We start from the raw sequence: 15,103 nt of genomic DNA on the forward strand, positions 1-15,103 counted from the left end.
GGTTCCAGACCGTCGGGTAGCCCGGATAAGGCGCTACGCGCCGCCATCCGGGAGAGACTCAGTGGCTTTTGCGGATCAGTCGGGTAGCCCGGATAAGGCGCTACGCGCCGCCATCCGGGATATTCCCTGCTCGCGCTACGCTTAGCAGGGCTACGGTTCCAGACCGTCGGGTAGCCCGGATAAGGCGCTACGCGCCGCTATCCGGGGTATTCCCTGCTCGCGCTGCGCTTAGCAGGGCTACGATTCCGGACCGTCGGGTAGCCCGGATAAGGCGCTACGCGCCGCCATCCGGGAGAGACTCAGTGGCTTTTGCGGATCAGGTAGCGGTACGGCAGAGCTTCGGTTTGCTGGGCCACCAGCTCATGCTCCATAAAGCGGCAGAATCCCGGGATATCGCGGGTGGTGGCCGGATCGTCAGCAATAATCAGCAGCGTCTCGCCGACGGGCATTGTCCGCACGGTTTTACGCACCATCATGACCGGCTCCGGGCAGCGCAGTCCCAGGGCATCCAGAGTGTGGTCTGGAGTGGAGAAAAGTTCGCTCATTTTAGTCTCACATCAACAAAACGGCCCTAGTTTACCCCCAGTTCGCCAGTACGCAAGCCAGGTTAACGTTTGCGCGAAAAACAACCATTGCATTACGCCGGCAACGCAGTATCATGCAGCCGTTTTTCATTGGGTTCCCTCACCCCAACGTTCCGCTGCCGATTGCTCATTTACCTGAAGCATGACGGGCATAAAAAGGTCACAATATGAATCCGTTTACTACCGTACAGCGCAAAAAAGCGCTCGTCTGGCTTTCGCTATTTCATCTGCTGGTGATCACCTCCAGCAACTATCTGGTTCAGCTACCGATCTCCATCTTTGGTTTCCATACCACCTGGGGGGCGTTCAGTTTTCCGTTTATCTTCCTCGCCACCGATCTGACGGTGCGAATTTTTGGCGCACCGCTGGCGCGACGCATTATTTTTGCGGTGATGGTCCCGGCGCTGGTCATCTCCTACGCCATCTCCGCCCTGTTTTACATGGGCGAGTGGCAGGGTTTCGCGGCGCTGGGCACCTTTAATCTCTTCGTCGCGCGTATCGCCATCGCCAGCTTTATGGCCTATGCGCTGGGGCAGATCCTCGACGTCCACGTCTTCAACCGCCTGCGGCAGAGCCGCCGCTGGTGGCTGGCCCCCACCGCCTCGACGCTGTTCGGCAACATCAGCGATACCGTAGCGTTCTTCTTCATCGCCTTCTGGCGCAGCCCGGATCCATTTATGGCCGCCCACTGGGGGGAAATCGCCCTCGTCGACTACAGCTTTAAAGTGCTTATCAGCATCATTTTCTTCCTGCCGATGTACGGCGTACTGTTAAATATGCTGTTGAAAAGGCTGGCGGATAAATCTGATTTGTCGGCATTGCAGCCGAGTTAAAGGTACTCGCGGGCTGATGTGTTAAGATAGCCGGATGAGCCATTAGTGGCCGTTTATCGAAAGGAAGATGTCAATGCGCAATTTGGTTAAATATGTCGGTATTGGCCTGCTGGTGATGGGGCTTGCCGCCTGCGATAACAGCGATTCAAAAGCGCCAACCGTTGGGGCAGCAGCGGAGAGCAACACCAGCGGCCAGGCGATCAGCCTGCTGGATGGCAAACTGAGCTTCACCCTGCCTGCGGGCATGGCCGACCAGAGCGGCAAACTGGGTACTCAGGCGAACAACATGCACGTCTATTCTGACGCCACCGGCCAGAAAGCAGTCATCGTCATCGTCGGCGACAGCACCAATGAAGACCTGGCGGTGCTGGCGAAACGCCTGGAAGATCAGCAGCGTAGCCGCGACCCGCAGCTGCAGGTGGTAAGCAATAAATCGCTGGAGATCAAAGGTCACACCCTGCAGCAGCTGGACAGCATCATCTCCGCCAAGGGGCAGACCGCCTGGTCTTCCGTGCTCCTCGGCAAAGTGGATGACAAACTGCTGACCCTGCAGGTCACCCTGCCGGCGGACAACCAGCAGCAGGCGCAGACCGAAGCGGAAAGCATCATCAGCACCCTCACCATCCAGTAATTACTGGCCTGGTGCGACGGCCTCCGGTTCGCTGACCGGGGGCGGTTTTTTTAACCGCCAGCCCAGCAGCAGCGCCGCCATCACCAGACCTGCCGCCGCCAGATATATCACCGGGATCCCGGTCCACGCCATCAGCAAGCCGGCCAGCGGCCCGGTGACGCCTAACGACAAATCCATAAACACGGTATAGGTGGCCAGCGCCGACCCCTGGTTATGCTGCGGCACCGCTTTCACCGCCACCACGCCCAGCGCCGGAAAGACCAGTGAGAACCCGGCCCCGGTAAGAAAGGTGCCGATTTTCGCCAGCAGCGGCGTATCGGCAAAGCCGACCAGCAGCAGGCCGATGATCTCCACGCTAAAGCAGAGCATCGCCACGTTCAGCCCGCCGAGGCGGTTAATGGCGTTGGGAAACAGCAGCCGCGCGCCAACGAACGCGCAGCTGAACAGCGTCAGGGCGAAGGCCGCCCCGTCCCAGCCTTTGGCGTCATAAAACAGCGTGATAAAGGTGGCGATAACACCGAAACCGGCGGAGGCCAGGGCCAGCGCCATGCCGTAGGGCCACACCCGCCCGAGCACCGCGCGAAACGACATTGCTTTGCCTTTCGCCGCCTTCACCGCTGCGCGGGGCAGCGCGCAGAGGATAGCCACCAGCGCAACCGCCATAATGACCCCGGCCAGGCCGCTGAGGCCAATTTGCGAATAGCACAGCACGCCGAGCGGGGCGCCCATCGCCATCGCCCCGTAGGTCACAATGCCGTTCCATGAGATCACCCGCCCGATATGCAGCGACCCAACAACGCCGACGCCCCACAGCGTCGAGCCGGTGCCGGCAAAGCTCTGGCCGATGCCGAGAATGACTCGTCCGAGGCATAGCAGCAGCAGGCTAACCAGCGGCCAGCAGCTGCTCCAGGCGGCCAGCAGATAGCTCAGACCGCTTAAAAAGCAGCCGCAGAGGCCGAAGACGACTATCTTTTTGGGCCCCAGCAGGTCAGCGTAGCGCCCGGCGTGCGGGCGGCTGAGCAGCGTGGCGAAATATTGCAGACTAATCACCAGGCCAGCCCAGAAAGCGCTAAAGCCCATTACATCATGCACATAGCCAGGAAGTACCGCCAGCGGCAAGCCGATGGTGAGGTAGCTGGCAAAGTTAAAAATAACCACGGAGACAATCCGCAGATTGAGGCGCAGTCCATTGAGCGCCGGTTCGGCGACGGATTCGGGCATCAGGTTCCACCAGATTTGTACTATACAGAGCCACTATTACCACGACTTCTGTTGAAAAGCAGCCTTCCGATGGCAATAACCTCAGCGGCGCCATCGCCGCGCTCATCAGCATAAATTGCCGCGACGATTATTCGACTTTCCTTAATGGAAGGATAAATACATATTAATAATTATCGCTATTGCCTGAGCAGGGTTAAATTACTTATACTTCCTCACGGCTCTGATAGCGCCTCATTGTTTATCATGATGTTAATATTTCTATAACATCATATTTCCCTCTCCGGCCTGTTTTAATACAGATGAACATATTGCCTGACAGAACAACCACAGCATATCAGCCTATATGAAAGTTTCTTACATGGCATAAGTTAATGCCAGTAGCCAATATATTGACATGGAGTATTCATGAAAAAAATTATTCACTGGATGATTGCCGCTACGGTTGTCGGTGCGCTCGCCGGTTGCGCACGGACAGCCCCTATTGAACAGGTCAATGCGATAGTGAGCGCCGGCCATACGGAAGCGCAGGTCAAGGATTCCATTATCAAAGCAGGTGCTCAGCGCCAATGGATTATGTCTGACGCGGGCCCTGGCGTCATAAAAGGTAAATTGCAAAATCGCGACCATGTCGCGGATATTAAAATTAACTACTCCGCAACAAGTTATTCTATTGTCTATGTGAGTAGCATTAATCTCATGGCCGCCAACGGAAAAATTCATAGAAACTATAACCGCTGGGTACACAACCTCGATAAAGATATTCAGGTTACGCTGGCAGCAAACACCGCTCTGCAACAATAAATATACATACGGGTCACTACTGACCCGTTTCGCCGATTATTTGTAATAAGGTTGTACCGAACGTGTACCAAAAGGATTCTCTCAGCGCACTTGATGCCATTACTGAAGCGCAGCGTATTGCTTTTGCCCCCATGCTCTTTCAAACCGCATTATGTCTACGCAACTCAGGTATTCTGGGTTATCTGGACCAACAAGGTAAACGCGGTGCAACGTTTGCAGCCATCAGTGAAATTTTCGACGGAAAAGAATATGCCGTTAGCGTTTTGCTCGATATGGGATTAAGCGGTCGTATCCTGACCTATAAAGAGGAACGCTACCACCTCTCTAAAATAGGACATTTCTTACTTCATGATCCGATGACGCGAGTAAATATGGATTTTACTCAAGACGTTTGTTATCAAGGATTATTCTTTCTGGAAAATGCGCTCCAGGAGGGAAAGCCTTCAGGATTAAAAGTTTTTGGTGAGTGGCCAACGATTTACCCTGCCTTGTCACAGCTACCACCCGCAGCGCGCAAAAGCTGGTTTGCCTTCGACCATTACTATTCCGATGGCGCCTTCACTGCAGCGCTGCCCTATGTATTCGCCAGCCAGCCCGCAAGGCTGTACGATGTAGGCGGTAATACCGGGAAATGGGCGCTACGCTGTTGCCAGTACGATGAAAATATCGCGGTCACGTTATTAGATTTACCGCAACAAATTGCACTGGCACGGGAAAATATAGAAAATGCTGGCCTTGCCCATCGCATCGATTTTCATGCTGTGGATATGCTGAGTGACGCCCCCCTACCCGGAGAAGCGGATATCTGGTGGATGAGTCAGTTCCTGGACTGTTTCTCGCCAGAACAAATCATCACCATACTCAGTAATGTGGCACAGGTCATGAAACCTGGCGCCCGCCTGTACATTCTGGAATTGTTCTGGGATGCGCAGAAATTTGAAGCAGCATCATTTAGTCTGAATGCGTCTTCACTCTATTTTACCTGTATGGCCAACGGCAACAGCCGTTTCTACAGCGTAGAGAAGTTTTACCGCTATCTTGAAATGGCGGGGTTCGAAGTAGAACAGCGTCACGATAATTTAGGCGTTGGGCATACTTTGTTGATATGCCACAAGAATAATTGATTGATCGCGGATGCGAGTGGATGACATTTTCATTTAACATTGTTGATTGGCAGGCCTTCGCGCCTGGCGTCAGTGGCCCCGAGCAATGGCAACGGTGGTCACAGCATTTGCACGCCATCGATCCCGCCGCGGCGCCACCCAAACTCAGCGAATTGCCGATGATGACCGCACGCCGGCTCAGCTCGGGAAGTAAGCTGGCTGTGGAATGCGGTCTGGCTATGCTCCGTCGCCATGAAATCGATGCCGTTCTTTACACCAGCCGTCACGGCGAACTGGAGCGCAACTATCGGATCCTCCATGCGCTGGCTATGGAGCAAGCGATCTCGCCGACCGATTTCGCCTTATCGGTGCATAATTCCGCCGTGGGTAATCTGACGATTGCTGCAAAAAAAGCGATTATGTCGTCATCCCTTTCTGCCGGACGCGATACGTTTCAGCAGGGATTATACGAAGTGATGGGCCTGCTACAGGCGGGTTATCAGCGCGTGTTGATGGTTGATTTCGACGGTTTTCTCCCTGAGTTTTACCACGCTCAGTTGCCGCCAGGTATCACCACCTGGCCCTATGCGGCAGCCTGGGTGATTGAGCCCGGTCGCCAGTGGCAATGCCACGCCCAGCCTCATGCAGCCGTTGCTGAAAGTCCATTACCGCAAAGTTTACTGTTCTTGCAGTACTATTTGCAGAATGCCCGCACGTTCACGCTTCCCGGCGATCGCGTGCAATGGCAATGGAGCCGCGCATGAAGCCGTTTTTCCACCGGCTTAATCGGCTCTGGCGCGCAGCGATGACCGGTTTCTGCTTCGCACTGTTTGGCATTGGCGGCCTGCTGCTCTCGCTCATCTGGTTTAATCTGCTGCTGGTTTTGGTACGTAATAAAACCCGCCGACGCCGTATCGCGCGGCGCAGCATTTCCGTTAGCTTTCGCGTATTCCTCAGCGTGGTGAAAAGCGTCGGCGTTCTCGATTACCGTATCGATGGCCGCGATATTTTGCGCGCGGAGCGCGGTTGCCTGGTGGTCGCCAATCACCCCAGCCTTATTGACTACGTAATGCTGGCCTCGGTGATGCCGGAGACCGACTGCATGGTAAAAAGCGCGCTGCTGAAAAATCCATTCGTCAGCGGCGTGATCCGCGCCGCCGATTATCTGATTAACGATCAGGCCGATGCCCTGCTGCCGGCAAGCCGGCAGCGTTTACAGCAAGGCGATACGATTTTGATTTTCCCTGAAGGCACGCGCACCGTGCCGGGGAAAAAAATGCAGCTACAGCGGGGGGCGGCTAATATCGCGGTACGCTGCGGCAGCGATTTACGCATTGTCGTCATCCGCTGTACCGAGCATATGCTGGGTAAACAAAGCAAATGGTACGACGCGCCGCCAACTAAGCCGCGGTTTACCGTCGAGGTTGGAGAGCGGCTGCCAATACATCAGTTTTATGATGCCAATAAACAAGAACCGGCGCTGGCCGCAAGACAGTTGAACCGTCATATTTTGCTTAAATTAGAAACAGGCACTCTCCCTGAAACAGGAATGAATGATGCAAGCGCTCTATCTTGAAATTAAAAATCTGATCATCAGTACATTGAACCTGGACGAGCTGTCCGCTGATGATATCGACACCGACGCCGCACTTTTTGGCGATGGTCTGGGCCTGGACTCAATTGATGCGCTGGAGCTGGGTCTGGCGGTGAAAAATCAGTACGGCGTGGTGCTGTCGGCTGAAAGTGAAGAGATGCGTCAGCATTTCTACTCTGTCGCCACGCTCGCGGCATTTATTCAAGCACAGCGCGCCTGAGGAGAGTGGTTATGAATGAACAACAAGCCATTTACGAAGAAATCTCCGCGCTGCTGGTGAACGTGTTTGAAATCGATCCGCAGGATATTACGCCTGAGGCCCGTCTGTACGAAGATCTCGAACTGGACAGTATTGACGCCATCGACATGATCGTCCATCTGCAAAAGAAAATTGGTAAGAAAATCAAGCCAGAAGAGTTCAAAACTGTCCGCACCGTGCAGGATGTGGTCGATGCGGTAGAACGCCTGTTCAAAGAAGAATAATTCACCGTGTCGGGCATTCGCTCACTGCCAGTTGTGCCATTGCTGACGGGCATATTGCTGCTGGCCTGGCCGTTTATAATCTGGTTCGGCCTCGCGCATAACAGCCTGCAAGGGTTGTTACCGCTCATGGCGCTGATGTTGTTTTTACGCTTTCGTCAGACCCGGCGACGGGCGGGAGCGCTGAGCGTGGTCACTCAGATTGTGGCGGTGGCCGGCATGACGCTGTGTATTGCCAGCTACCTGCTGAAAACCCATCAGTTACTGCTATTTTACCCGGTGGTGGTGAACAGCGTGATGCTGGCGGTGTTTGGCGGTTCGCTATGGTCCAGGATGCCGATAATCGAGCGTCTGGCGCGACTGCGTGAACCGGATCTTCCGGAGCGGGCTGTACGCTATACCCGGCGCGTCACCCAAATCTGGTGCGCCTTTTTCATCATTAACGGTGGCATTGCGCTTTTTACCGCGCTGTATGGCAATCTGTCCCTGTGGACGGCGTGGAACGGCATGATTTCCTATCTGCTGATGGGCACGCTCATGGCCGGCGAGTGGCTGGTGCGCCAGCGGGTAATAAAACGAGATAAACCATGAAGCAGCCTCTCCCGTTGGACCAGTGGCTCAGCGCCGCGCGTTCGCCGGAAACGCCGATCGCCTGGCATGACACGCACCTCTGGACGCTTGCACATCTGCGCCATGATGTCGCCCACCTGCTCACGCACTTGCGTCAGCAGCCAGCCATGCGCTGGGCGTTGTGCATTGAAAATAGCTACTTGTTTATCGTCGCTCTGCTGGCAACCCTGCATGCCGGCAAAACGCCGGTCCTTCCCGGCCACGGCCGTATTTCGCTGTTAAATGAGCAGAAGGCGCTGTTTGACGGCATTCTCAGCGATAAAGCGCTGGCATGGGATGGCGCGCTGGTGATTGTCGAGTCCACGATGGTGGTAACGAGCGGCCAGATGCATTTTCCCGCGCCAGGCAAAGAGGCTTGCATTGAATTATTCACCTCCGGTTCCACCGGTCAACCGAAGCGAATTTGCAAACCGATCGGCTCGCTCGACCGCGAGGCGGCGCTGTTATCCGCCTGCTATGCCGGGCGTCTGGCAGGCTGTCGGGTGGTGGCATCCGTAGCGCCGCAGCATATGTATGGCCTGACGTTTCGACTGTTCTTGCCAATGGCGTTGGGTTTACCGCTTCACGCGGACATGCTGGAGTACACCGAGCAGTTAACGGCGTTAAGCCGGAAGCATCGCTATCTGTTTATTAGTAGTCCGGCCTTCCTTAAACGTCTCGACCACCGGCTTACCCCTCCGCCGATCGAAATGATCGTGTCCGCAGGCGGCAAGCTGCTTTGGCAGGATGCCGTGCAAACCGCCCGCTGGTGCAATACCTGGCCGGATGAAATATACGGCAGTACGGAAAGCGGCGTCATCGCCTGCCGCCAGCGCGTGCAGGATGAGGCGCCATGGCAACCGTTTCCTGGCATCCGCTTTCAGCCAGAAGGCGATGCGTTCCGCCTCTTTTCTCCGCTTATTACCGATAACCGCGGCCAGCTGCTCGAGGATATTTTGCATTTTCGCGAGAGTGGCCACTTCCATTTGGCAGGCCGTCGGGATCGCGTGGTCAAAATTGAAGAGAAGCGCATATCGCTGAGCGAAGTGGAGCAGCGCCTGCTGGAACTTGAAGGCATCATTGATGCCGCCGTGTTACCCATCACCCGCGGCAGCCGTCAGAGTATTGGCGTATTGCTGGTGCTGGATAACCATGCCCGCCAGCGCTGGGGAAAAAGCCAGGAGACTCATTGGCGAAAAGCACTGCGCCCTCTGCTGGAACCAGTCGCCATTCCCCGCTACTGGCGGGTTATCGACGAGATCCCCGTCAATAGTATGAACAAGCGTGTCTACGCGCAGTTACAGGAGTTATTTCATGCAGCCCCATGAAATTGAGCGCCGTCAGCCACAAGCCGATCGGGTTGAAATCATTTTATCGGTGGATCCGGCGTTATTCTGGTTTCGCGGCCACTTTGCCGTTCAGCCCTTGTTGCCAGGCGTCGCGCAGATTGACTGGGCGATGCATTACGCTACCACCTTGCTGGCGCCCGGCTGGCGCTTTCACGATATTCACAATGTGAAATTCCAGTCGCCGCTCCTGCCGGGGGCGATCGTGACGCTCACTCTTAGCTGGCAGGAGGCGCGTCAGCTCATCACCTTCAGCTATCAGCGCCACGATGGCGAAACACGACATACCGCCAGCAGCGGGAAGATTCGCTTATGTCGCTAACCTTCTCCCCCTGCGTGGTGATCCCGTGCTATAACCACGGCGCGATGATGTCGCGGGTGCTGGCGCGCCTGCAGCCGTTTGATCTTCCCTGTATCGTGGTGGACGACGGGAGCGACAGTCGCACACAGCTGGAGCTGGAGCGACTGGCGCTGGAAACCCCGGATCTGACGTTGATCCGCTTACCGCAGAACGCCGGAAAAGGCGCCGCGGTCATCTGCGGATTACAGGCCGCAGCGCAAGCCGGGTTCAGCCACGCGGTGCAGGTCGATGCCGATGGGCAGCACGCCATCGAAGATATTCCGCAGCTGCTGGCGCTGGCGCAGAAGCATCCCGAGGCGCTGATCTCCGGCCAGCCGGTTTACGACGACTCAATCCCGCGCTCGCGCCTGTACGGACGCTGGATCACCCACGTCTGGGTATGGATTGAAACGCTATCGCTGCAGCTAAAAGACAGCATGTGCGGCTTTCGCGTCTATCCGCTGGCGCCGACGCTGCAGCTGGCTAAGCGCGTGCCCCTCGGCAAGCGGATGGATTTTGATACCGAAGTGATGGTGCGCCTCTACTGGCAGGGGAACACCAGCTACTTTGTCCCGACCCGCGTGACCTATCCGCCGGACGGTTTGTCGCATTTCGATGCCCTCAGAGATAACTGCCGCATCTCGCTGATGCATACCCGACTGTTCCTCGGCATGTTGCCGCGGATCCCCTCGCTGCTGTTTCGCCGCGCTTCGCCGCACTGGGCGCGTCAGAAGGAGGTCAAAGGCTTATGGGGCATGCGCCTGATGCTGTTGGTGTGGCGGCTGTTGGGACGACACGCGTTTTCGCTGCTGCTCTACCCGGTGGTCGGCGTCTACTGGCTAACGGCCAGCACCGCGCGCCGCGCTTCACAAAACTGGCTTACCCGCGTGCGCGACCAGTTAGCCGCTCGTCAGCTGCCGGAGCCGGGCGAACTCAGTAGCTATCGTCACTTCCTGCGCTTTGGCAACGCGATGCTGGATAAAATCGCCAGCTGGCGCGGCGAACTGCAGTTTGGTCGCGATGTGGTGTTTGCCGCAGGTGCCGAAGAGACGCTCAATATCGACGATCCGCGCGGCAAACTACTGCTGGCCTCACATCTCGGCGATGTTGAAGCCTGCCGTGCGCTGGCGCAACTGCAGGGCAGCAAGACCATCAACGCGCTGGTGTTCAGCGACAATGCCCAACGCTTTAAGCAGATTATGGCGGAGATGGCCCCGCAGGCCGGACTCAACCTGCTGCCGGTCACCGATATCGGCCCGGAGACCGCCATGCTGCTGCAGGAAAAACTGGATCGCGGAGAATGGATCGCCATTGTCGGCGATCGTATTGCGGTCAATCCGCAGCGCGGCGGCGAGTGGCGCGTCTGCTGGAGCCGTTTTATGGGGCAACCGGCCCCCTTCCCGCAGGGGCCCTTTATCCTCGCGGCTATTTTGCGCTGCCCGGTCAATTTGATGTTCGCTCTGCGTCAGCAGGGCAAGCTGCGCATTTACTGTGAGCCGTTCGCTGACCCGCTGCCGCTGCCGCGCGCCAATCGCCAGCAGGCACTGCAATATATCATCGATCGCTACGCCGAACGGCTGGAATATTACGCGCTGCAGTCGCCGCTCGACTGGTTTAACTTTTTCGATTTCTGGCGTTTGCCGGAGCCCAAAGATAAGGAGTAAAGGGTGCTTAACGATCCCCGTTTTACTGCTGAAGTAGAGCTAACCATTCCCTTTCACGACGTCGATATGATGGGCGTCGTCTGGCATGGCAACTATTTCCGCTACTTCGAAATTGCCCGCGAGGCGCTGCTTAACCAGTTCAACTACGGCTACCGGCAGATGAAAGCCTCCGGCTATCTGTGGCCGGTGGTGGATACCCGCGTGAAGTACCGGGACGTTATCACCTTCGAGCAGCGTATTCGCGTCCGCGCGCGTCTGGCAGAGTTCGAAAACCGCCTGCGCATTGGCTATGAAATTTTTGCCGCCGAGAGCGGCAAACGCACCACCACCGGCTACACCATCCAGGTCGCGGTGGACGAAAAAAGCGGCGAGATGTGTTTTGTCAGCCCGCAAGTTCTGTTTGAACGCATGGGGGTCACGCCATGAAATTGCTGCTGTTGGTGGGACTGTTCATCAGTCCGTTGGTCAGCGCGCTGACGCTCGATGACCTGCAAAAACAATTTAGCGAACAGCCGGTGGTGCGCGCCCACTTCGATCAAACCCGCACCATAAAGGATCTTCCGCAGCCGCTGCGATCCCAGGGGCGGATGTTGATCGCCCGCGACCAGGGCTTGCTGTGGGATCAAACCTCACCGTTCCCGATGCAACTGCTGCTGGATGACAAACGGATGGTGCAGGCGATTAACGGCCAGCCGCCGCAGACCGTCACCGCCGAAAACAACCCGCAGATGTTCCAGTTCAACCATCTGCTGCGCGCGCTGTTCCAGGCCGATCGTAACGTGCTGGAGGAGAACTTCCGCGTGGAATTCGCCGATAAAGGCGACGGGCGATGGACGCTGCGCCTGACGCCTGTCACCACGCCGCTGGATAAGATTTTCGCCAGCATCGATCTCGCCGGAAAAACCTACCTGGAGCATATTCAACTCAACGATAAACAAGGCGATCGCACCGATATCGCCCTTTCCCAACATCAACTGACGCCAGCGCAACTGACCGATGACGAACGCCAACGCTTTGCCGCCCAGTAAACGTCCTGCGCTGATCTGGGGCGTCGTCTGCCTGATACTGGCGGGCGCGCTGCTGGCGCTGTTGCCGCAGGCCCGGCTCAACAGCAGCGTGCTGGCGATGCTGCCCAAACAGACGCTCGGCGCGATCCCCCCGGCGCTGAACGACGGCTTTATGCAGCGTCTGGATCGCCAGCTGGTCTGGCTGGTCAGCCCCGGTAAACAGGCCGACCCGCAGGTGGCTCGCGACTGGCTGCGGTTGCTGCAAACCTCAGACGCGCTGGCCGAGGTCAAAGGCCCAATGGATGCCGCCAGTCAGCAGGCCTGGGGAACGTTTTTCTGGCAACATCGCAATGCGTTAATCGACCCCGCCACCCGCGCACGTCTGCAGGAGGGCGGCGAAGCGCAGGCCCAGTGGATCCTTTCGCAGCTCTATTCGGCGTTTTCCGGGGTCAGCGGTAAAGAGTTACAAAACGACCCGCTGATGCTGATGCGCGGCTCACAGCTGGCGATGGCGAATAGCGGCCAGCGGATGCAGCTGCAGGACGGGTGGCTGACCAGCAAAGACGCGCAAGGCAATGTCTGGTATCTGCTGCACGGCGAGCTGGCGGGTTCGTCGTTCGATATGCGACAGACGCACCGCCTGGTGACCACCCTCGCGCAGCTTGAAAAGGAATTAAAAGCGCGCCACCCGCAGGCGCAGCTGCTGTCGCGCGGCACCGTATTTTACAGTGATTACGCCAGCCAGCAGGCGAAGCGCGATATCTCCACTCTCGGCGCGGCCACCCTGTTCGGCGTCATCCTGTTGATCGTGGCCGTGTTCCGCTCGCTGCGTCCGCTGCTGTTATGCGCGATCTCTATCGCTATCGGCGCACTGGCCGGCACCGTTGCCACGCTGCTGCTGTTTGGCGAGCTGCATCTGATGACCCTGGTGATGAGCATGAGCATTATTGGCATTTCCGCAGATTACACGCTCTATTACCTGACCGAACGGATGGTCCATGGCGCAGCGGCTTCACCGTGGCAAAGCCTTGTTAAAGTACGGAAAGCGCTGCTGCTGGCGCTGCTTACCACCGTGGCGGCTTATTTAATCATGATGCTGGCCCCCTTCCCGGCCATTCGCCAGATGGCGCTATTTGCGGCCGTGGGGCTAAGCGCCTCATGCCTGACGGTGATTTTCTGGCAGCCATGGCTGTGCCATGGGCTCCCGGTGCGTCCCGTTCCAGCGATGGTGCTGATGTCGCGCTGGCTCGCGGCATGGCGGCGTAACAAAAAACTCGCCATCGGTCTGCCGGTGGTTCTGGCCATTTTCTCCCTGACGGGGCTCGCTCTCCTGCGGGTGGATGACGATATCTCACAGCTGCAGGCGCTACCGCAGAATATCCTCTCCCAGGAGCATGCCATCACCGCGCTCACTGGCCAAAGCGTCGATCAAAAGTGGTTCGTGGTTTACGGCGACACGGCGCAACAAACGCTGCAGCGGCTTGAAGCCTTTATGCCCGCACTGGCTAAAGCGCAAACCGACGGTATGCTTGGCGGGTATCGCGCCATTCCGCTCAATTCACTGGCCCGCCAGCAGCAGGATCTGGCCCTGCTGAAGCAGGCGGCGCCGGCCGTCGGCCAGGCGCTGAATAACGCCGGACTCACCGCTGTTCACCCCGACCTGCGGCCGATGCCGGTGACAGTCGGCGACTGGCTTGCCAGTCCGGCCAGCGAAGGCTGGCGGCTGCTATGGCTGACGCTGCCGGATGGCGAAAGCGGCGTACTGGTGCCAGTGAGCGGGGTGAAAGATAGCGCGGCGCTGAAGGCGCTCAGCACAACCCAGACTGGCGTGGCGTGGGTCGATCGTAAAAGCGATTTCGACCAGCTTTTCGCGCTCTACCGTCATATTTTAACCGGGCTGCTCGGCGTTGCGCTGGCGGTGATTGCCTGCGGCGCCGCTATCCGCCTTGGCTGGCGCAAGGGCTTAATAAGCCTGCTGCCGTCGGTATTGTCGCTGGGATGCGGCCTGGGGGCGTTGGCGCTCACCGGCCACGCCGTTAACCTGTTCTCCTTACTGGCGCTGGTGCTGGTACTTGGGATTGGCATCAACTACACCCTGTTTTTCAGCAACCCGCGTGGCACGCCGCTGACATCGCTGCTGGCGATTACCCTGGCGATGATGACCACCTTATTAACGCTTGGCATGCTGGTGTTTAGCGCCACCCAGGCCATCAGCAGCTTTGGCACTGTCCTGGTCAGCGGTATTTTCACCGCTTTCCTGCTGTCGCCGCTGGCGATGCCGAGCAAAAAAGAGAAAAAAAGACGATGAGAAGACCATCATTCTGGCGCGCCTTCGCGCTCTTCGCCGCCTTATTGCTGGCCGGCTGCAGTCATTCGCCGCCGGAGCCGCAAGGCCGTCCGCAGGCGTGGCTGGAGCCGGGTACGCGCGTCACGTTGCCGCCGCCGGGCATCTCGCCGGCCATCAGTTCCCAGCAGTTATTGACCGGCCGCTTCAACGGCCAAACCCAGTCGCTGCTGGTGCTGCTCAATGCCGATGATAAAAAGCTCACGCTGGCGGGCCTGTCGTCCGTCGGTATCCGCCTGTTCCTGGTGACCTATGATCAACAAGGGCTGCGCGCGGAACAGTCGATGGTGATCCCGCAACTGCCGCCCGCCAGCCAGGTGCTGGCCGATGTGATGCTCAGCCACTGGCCGCTTAGCGCATGGCTGCCGCAGCTGCCGAAAGGCTGGACGCTAACCGACCGCGGCGACAAACGCGAACTGCGTAACGCGCGCGGAAAACTGGTCACCGACATCACCTATATCAACCGCAAAGGCAAGCGCGTGCCGATTAGCATCGAGCAGCACGTCTTTAAATACCACATCACCATTCAATACCTGGGTGACTGAG

At 57.6% G+C, this 15,103-nt stretch carries 18 protein-coding genes; 16 read left to right on the forward strand and 2 right to left on the reverse strand.

Translation table 11 applies throughout. The annotated features are described in order from the left end of the window. Window positions 1-299: 299 nt before the first annotated feature. Entirely contained in the window at window positions 300-545 is a 246-nt protein-coding gene (tusA, locus tag ACOI6Z_RS17205) for a sulfurtransferase TusA (protein WP_044524980.1), read from the reverse strand. A gap of 206 nt (window positions 546-751) precedes the next feature. On the opposite strand from tusA, the gene ACOI6Z_RS17210 reads away from it, so the two are divergent. Both ACOI6Z_RS17210 and ACOI6Z_RS17215 read left to right on the forward strand, forming a co-directional pair. After that, entirely contained in the window at window positions 752-1,417 is a 666-nt protein-coding gene (locus ACOI6Z_RS17210) for a 7-cyano-7-deazaguanine/7-aminomethyl-7-deazaguanine transporter (RefSeq protein WP_023291236.1), read from the forward strand. 73 nt (window positions 1,418-1,490) lie between these two features. After that, a complete protein-coding gene (locus ACOI6Z_RS17215) occupies window positions 1,491-2,048 on the forward strand; it encodes a DcrB family lipoprotein (RefSeq protein WP_023291237.1) in 558 nt (185 codons plus the stop codon). Here ACOI6Z_RS17215 and ACOI6Z_RS17220 read toward each other — a convergent pair whose 3' ends face one another. Then, entirely contained in the window at window positions 2,049-3,269 is a 1,221-nt protein-coding gene (locus tag ACOI6Z_RS17220; protein ID WP_420687461.1) for an MFS transporter, read from the reverse strand. 405 nt (window positions 3,270-3,674) lie between these two features. On the opposite strand from ACOI6Z_RS17220, the gene ACOI6Z_RS17225 reads away from it, so the two are divergent. The 14 genes from ACOI6Z_RS17225 to ACOI6Z_RS17290 all read left to right on the forward strand — a co-directional run bounded on the left by ACOI6Z_RS17225 (window position 3,675) and on the right by ACOI6Z_RS17290 (window position 15,102). Then, complete coding sequence (locus ACOI6Z_RS17225) at window positions 3,675-4,070, forward strand: lipoprotein (protein WP_420687462.1); 396 nt, start codon at window positions 3,675-3,677, stop codon at window positions 4,068-4,070. Between the two features lie 62 nt (window positions 4,071-4,132). Next, window positions 4,133-5,194 carry a methyltransferase gene (locus ACOI6Z_RS17230; protein WP_032454260.1) on the forward strand — a complete coding sequence of 354 codons (1,062 nt, stop codon included), beginning with the start codon at window positions 4,133-4,135 and terminating at the stop codon, window positions 5,192-5,194. 20 nt (window positions 5,195-5,214) lie between these two features. Then, complete coding sequence (locus ACOI6Z_RS17235; protein ID WP_023291241.1) at window positions 5,215-5,937, forward strand: beta-ketoacyl synthase chain length factor; 723 nt, start codon at window positions 5,215-5,217, stop codon at window positions 5,935-5,937. Beyond that, window positions 5,916-6,749, forward strand: a complete 834-nt coding sequence (locus ACOI6Z_RS17240; protein WP_171879206.1) for a lysophospholipid acyltransferase family protein — start codon at window positions 5,916-5,918, stop codon at window positions 6,747-6,749. Before ACOI6Z_RS17235 ends, ACOI6Z_RS17240 begins: the two co-directional genes overlap by 22 nt. Next, window positions 6,730-6,987 (forward strand): phosphopantetheine-binding protein, encoded by a 258-nt coding sequence (locus ACOI6Z_RS17245; RefSeq protein WP_023291243.1) that lies wholly within the window; start codon window positions 6,730-6,732, stop codon window positions 6,985-6,987. Before ACOI6Z_RS17240 ends, ACOI6Z_RS17245 begins: the two co-directional genes overlap by 20 nt. Before the next feature lie 11 nt (window positions 6,988-6,998). Beyond that, window positions 6,999-7,250, forward strand: coding sequence for an acyl carrier protein (locus ACOI6Z_RS17250; RefSeq protein WP_023291244.1), 252 nt, complete (start codon window positions 6,999-7,001; stop codon window positions 7,248-7,250). Between the two features lie 6 nt (window positions 7,251-7,256). Continuing rightward, window positions 7,257-7,838, forward strand: coding sequence for a hypothetical protein (locus tag ACOI6Z_RS17255; RefSeq protein ID WP_420687463.1), 582 nt, complete (start codon window positions 7,257-7,259; stop codon window positions 7,836-7,838). Beyond that, a complete protein-coding gene (locus tag ACOI6Z_RS17260; protein WP_420687464.1) occupies window positions 7,835-9,184 on the forward strand; it encodes an AMP-binding protein in 1,350 nt (449 codons plus the stop codon). Before ACOI6Z_RS17255 ends, ACOI6Z_RS17260 begins: the two co-directional genes overlap by 4 nt. Further along, window positions 9,171-9,524 carry a beta-hydroxyacyl-ACP dehydratase gene (locus tag ACOI6Z_RS17265; protein ID WP_023291247.1) on the forward strand — a complete coding sequence of 118 codons (354 nt, stop codon included), beginning with the start codon at window positions 9,171-9,173 and terminating at the stop codon, window positions 9,522-9,524. The genes ACOI6Z_RS17260 and ACOI6Z_RS17265 overlap by 14 nt, the downstream gene beginning before the upstream one ends. Beyond that, window positions 9,515-11,206, forward strand: coding sequence for a glycosyltransferase family 2 protein (locus ACOI6Z_RS17270; protein ID WP_420687465.1), 1,692 nt, complete (start codon window positions 9,515-9,517; stop codon window positions 11,204-11,206). The genes ACOI6Z_RS17265 and ACOI6Z_RS17270 overlap by 10 nt, the downstream gene beginning before the upstream one ends. 3 nt (window positions 11,207-11,209) lie before the next feature. Next, a complete protein-coding gene (locus ACOI6Z_RS17275) occupies window positions 11,210-11,632 on the forward strand; it encodes an acyl-CoA thioesterase (protein ID WP_286129455.1) in 423 nt (140 codons plus the stop codon). Then, window positions 11,629-12,234, forward strand: coding sequence for a LolA family protein (locus ACOI6Z_RS17280; RefSeq protein WP_049014526.1), 606 nt, complete (start codon window positions 11,629-11,631; stop codon window positions 12,232-12,234). Before ACOI6Z_RS17275 ends, ACOI6Z_RS17280 begins: the two co-directional genes overlap by 4 nt. Continuing rightward, window positions 12,203-14,521, forward strand: a complete 2,319-nt coding sequence (locus tag ACOI6Z_RS17285) for an MMPL family transporter (RefSeq protein ID WP_420687466.1) — start codon at window positions 12,203-12,205, stop codon at window positions 14,519-14,521. The genes ACOI6Z_RS17280 and ACOI6Z_RS17285 overlap by 32 nt, the downstream gene beginning before the upstream one ends. Beyond that, window positions 14,518-15,102, forward strand: coding sequence for a DUF3261 domain-containing protein (locus tag ACOI6Z_RS17290; RefSeq protein ID WP_023291252.1), 585 nt, complete (start codon window positions 14,518-14,520; stop codon window positions 15,100-15,102). Before ACOI6Z_RS17285 ends, ACOI6Z_RS17290 begins: the two co-directional genes overlap by 4 nt. Window position 15,103 lies beyond the last annotated feature (1 nt).

The sequence above is a fragment of the Klebsiella sp. C239 genome (assembly GCF_048822715.1).
Lineage (GTDB): Bacteria > Pseudomonadota > Gammaproteobacteria > Enterobacterales > Enterobacteriaceae > Klebsiella > Klebsiella quasipneumoniae.

What these genes read in the sequence shown, in the direction of transcription:
- ACOI6Z_RS17290 (WP_023291252.1), top strand. Translation starts at nt 14,518, where the DNA reads ATGAGAAGACCATCATTCTGGCGCGCCTTCGCGCTCTTCGCCGCCTTA.
- tusA (WP_044524980.1), bottom strand. Translation starts at nt 545, where the DNA reads ATGAGCGAACTTTTCTCCACTCCAGACCACACTCTGGATGCCCTGGGA.
- ACOI6Z_RS17240 (WP_171879206.1), top strand. Translation starts at nt 5,916, where the DNA reads ATGGCAATGGAGCCGCGCATGAAGCCGTTTTTCCACCGGCTTAATCGG.
- ACOI6Z_RS17225 (WP_420687462.1), top strand. Translation starts at nt 3,675, where the DNA reads ATGAAAAAAATTATTCACTGGATGATTGCCGCTACGGTTGTCGGTGCG.
- ACOI6Z_RS17215 (WP_023291237.1), top strand. Translation starts at nt 1,491, where the DNA reads ATGCGCAATTTGGTTAAATATGTCGGTATTGGCCTGCTGGTGATGGGG.
- ACOI6Z_RS17210 (WP_023291236.1), top strand. Translation starts at nt 752, where the DNA reads ATGAATCCGTTTACTACCGTACAGCGCAAAAAAGCGCTCGTCTGGCTT.
- ACOI6Z_RS17245 (WP_023291243.1), top strand. Translation starts at nt 6,730, where the DNA reads ATGCAAGCGCTCTATCTTGAAATTAAAAATCTGATCATCAGTACATTG.
- ACOI6Z_RS17260 (WP_420687464.1), top strand. Translation starts at nt 7,835, where the DNA reads ATGAAGCAGCCTCTCCCGTTGGACCAGTGGCTCAGCGCCGCGCGTTCG.
- ACOI6Z_RS17250 (WP_023291244.1), top strand. Translation starts at nt 6,999, where the DNA reads ATGAATGAACAACAAGCCATTTACGAAGAAATCTCCGCGCTGCTGGTG.
- ACOI6Z_RS17280 (WP_049014526.1), top strand. Translation starts at nt 11,629, where the DNA reads ATGAAATTGCTGCTGTTGGTGGGACTGTTCATCAGTCCGTTGGTCAGC.
- ACOI6Z_RS17285 (WP_420687466.1), top strand. Translation starts at nt 12,203, where the DNA reads ATGACGAACGCCAACGCTTTGCCGCCCAGTAAACGTCCTGCGCTGATC.
- ACOI6Z_RS17235 (WP_023291241.1), top strand. Translation starts at nt 5,215, where the DNA reads ATGACATTTTCATTTAACATTGTTGATTGGCAGGCCTTCGCGCCTGGC.
- ACOI6Z_RS17265 (WP_023291247.1), top strand. Translation starts at nt 9,171, where the DNA reads ATGCAGCCCCATGAAATTGAGCGCCGTCAGCCACAAGCCGATCGGGTT.
- ACOI6Z_RS17270 (WP_420687465.1), top strand. Translation starts at nt 9,515, where the DNA reads ATGTCGCTAACCTTCTCCCCCTGCGTGGTGATCCCGTGCTATAACCAC.
- ACOI6Z_RS17220 (WP_420687461.1), bottom strand. Translation starts at nt 3,269, where the DNA reads ATGCCCGAATCCGTCGCCGAACCGGCGCTCAATGGACTGCGCCTCAAT.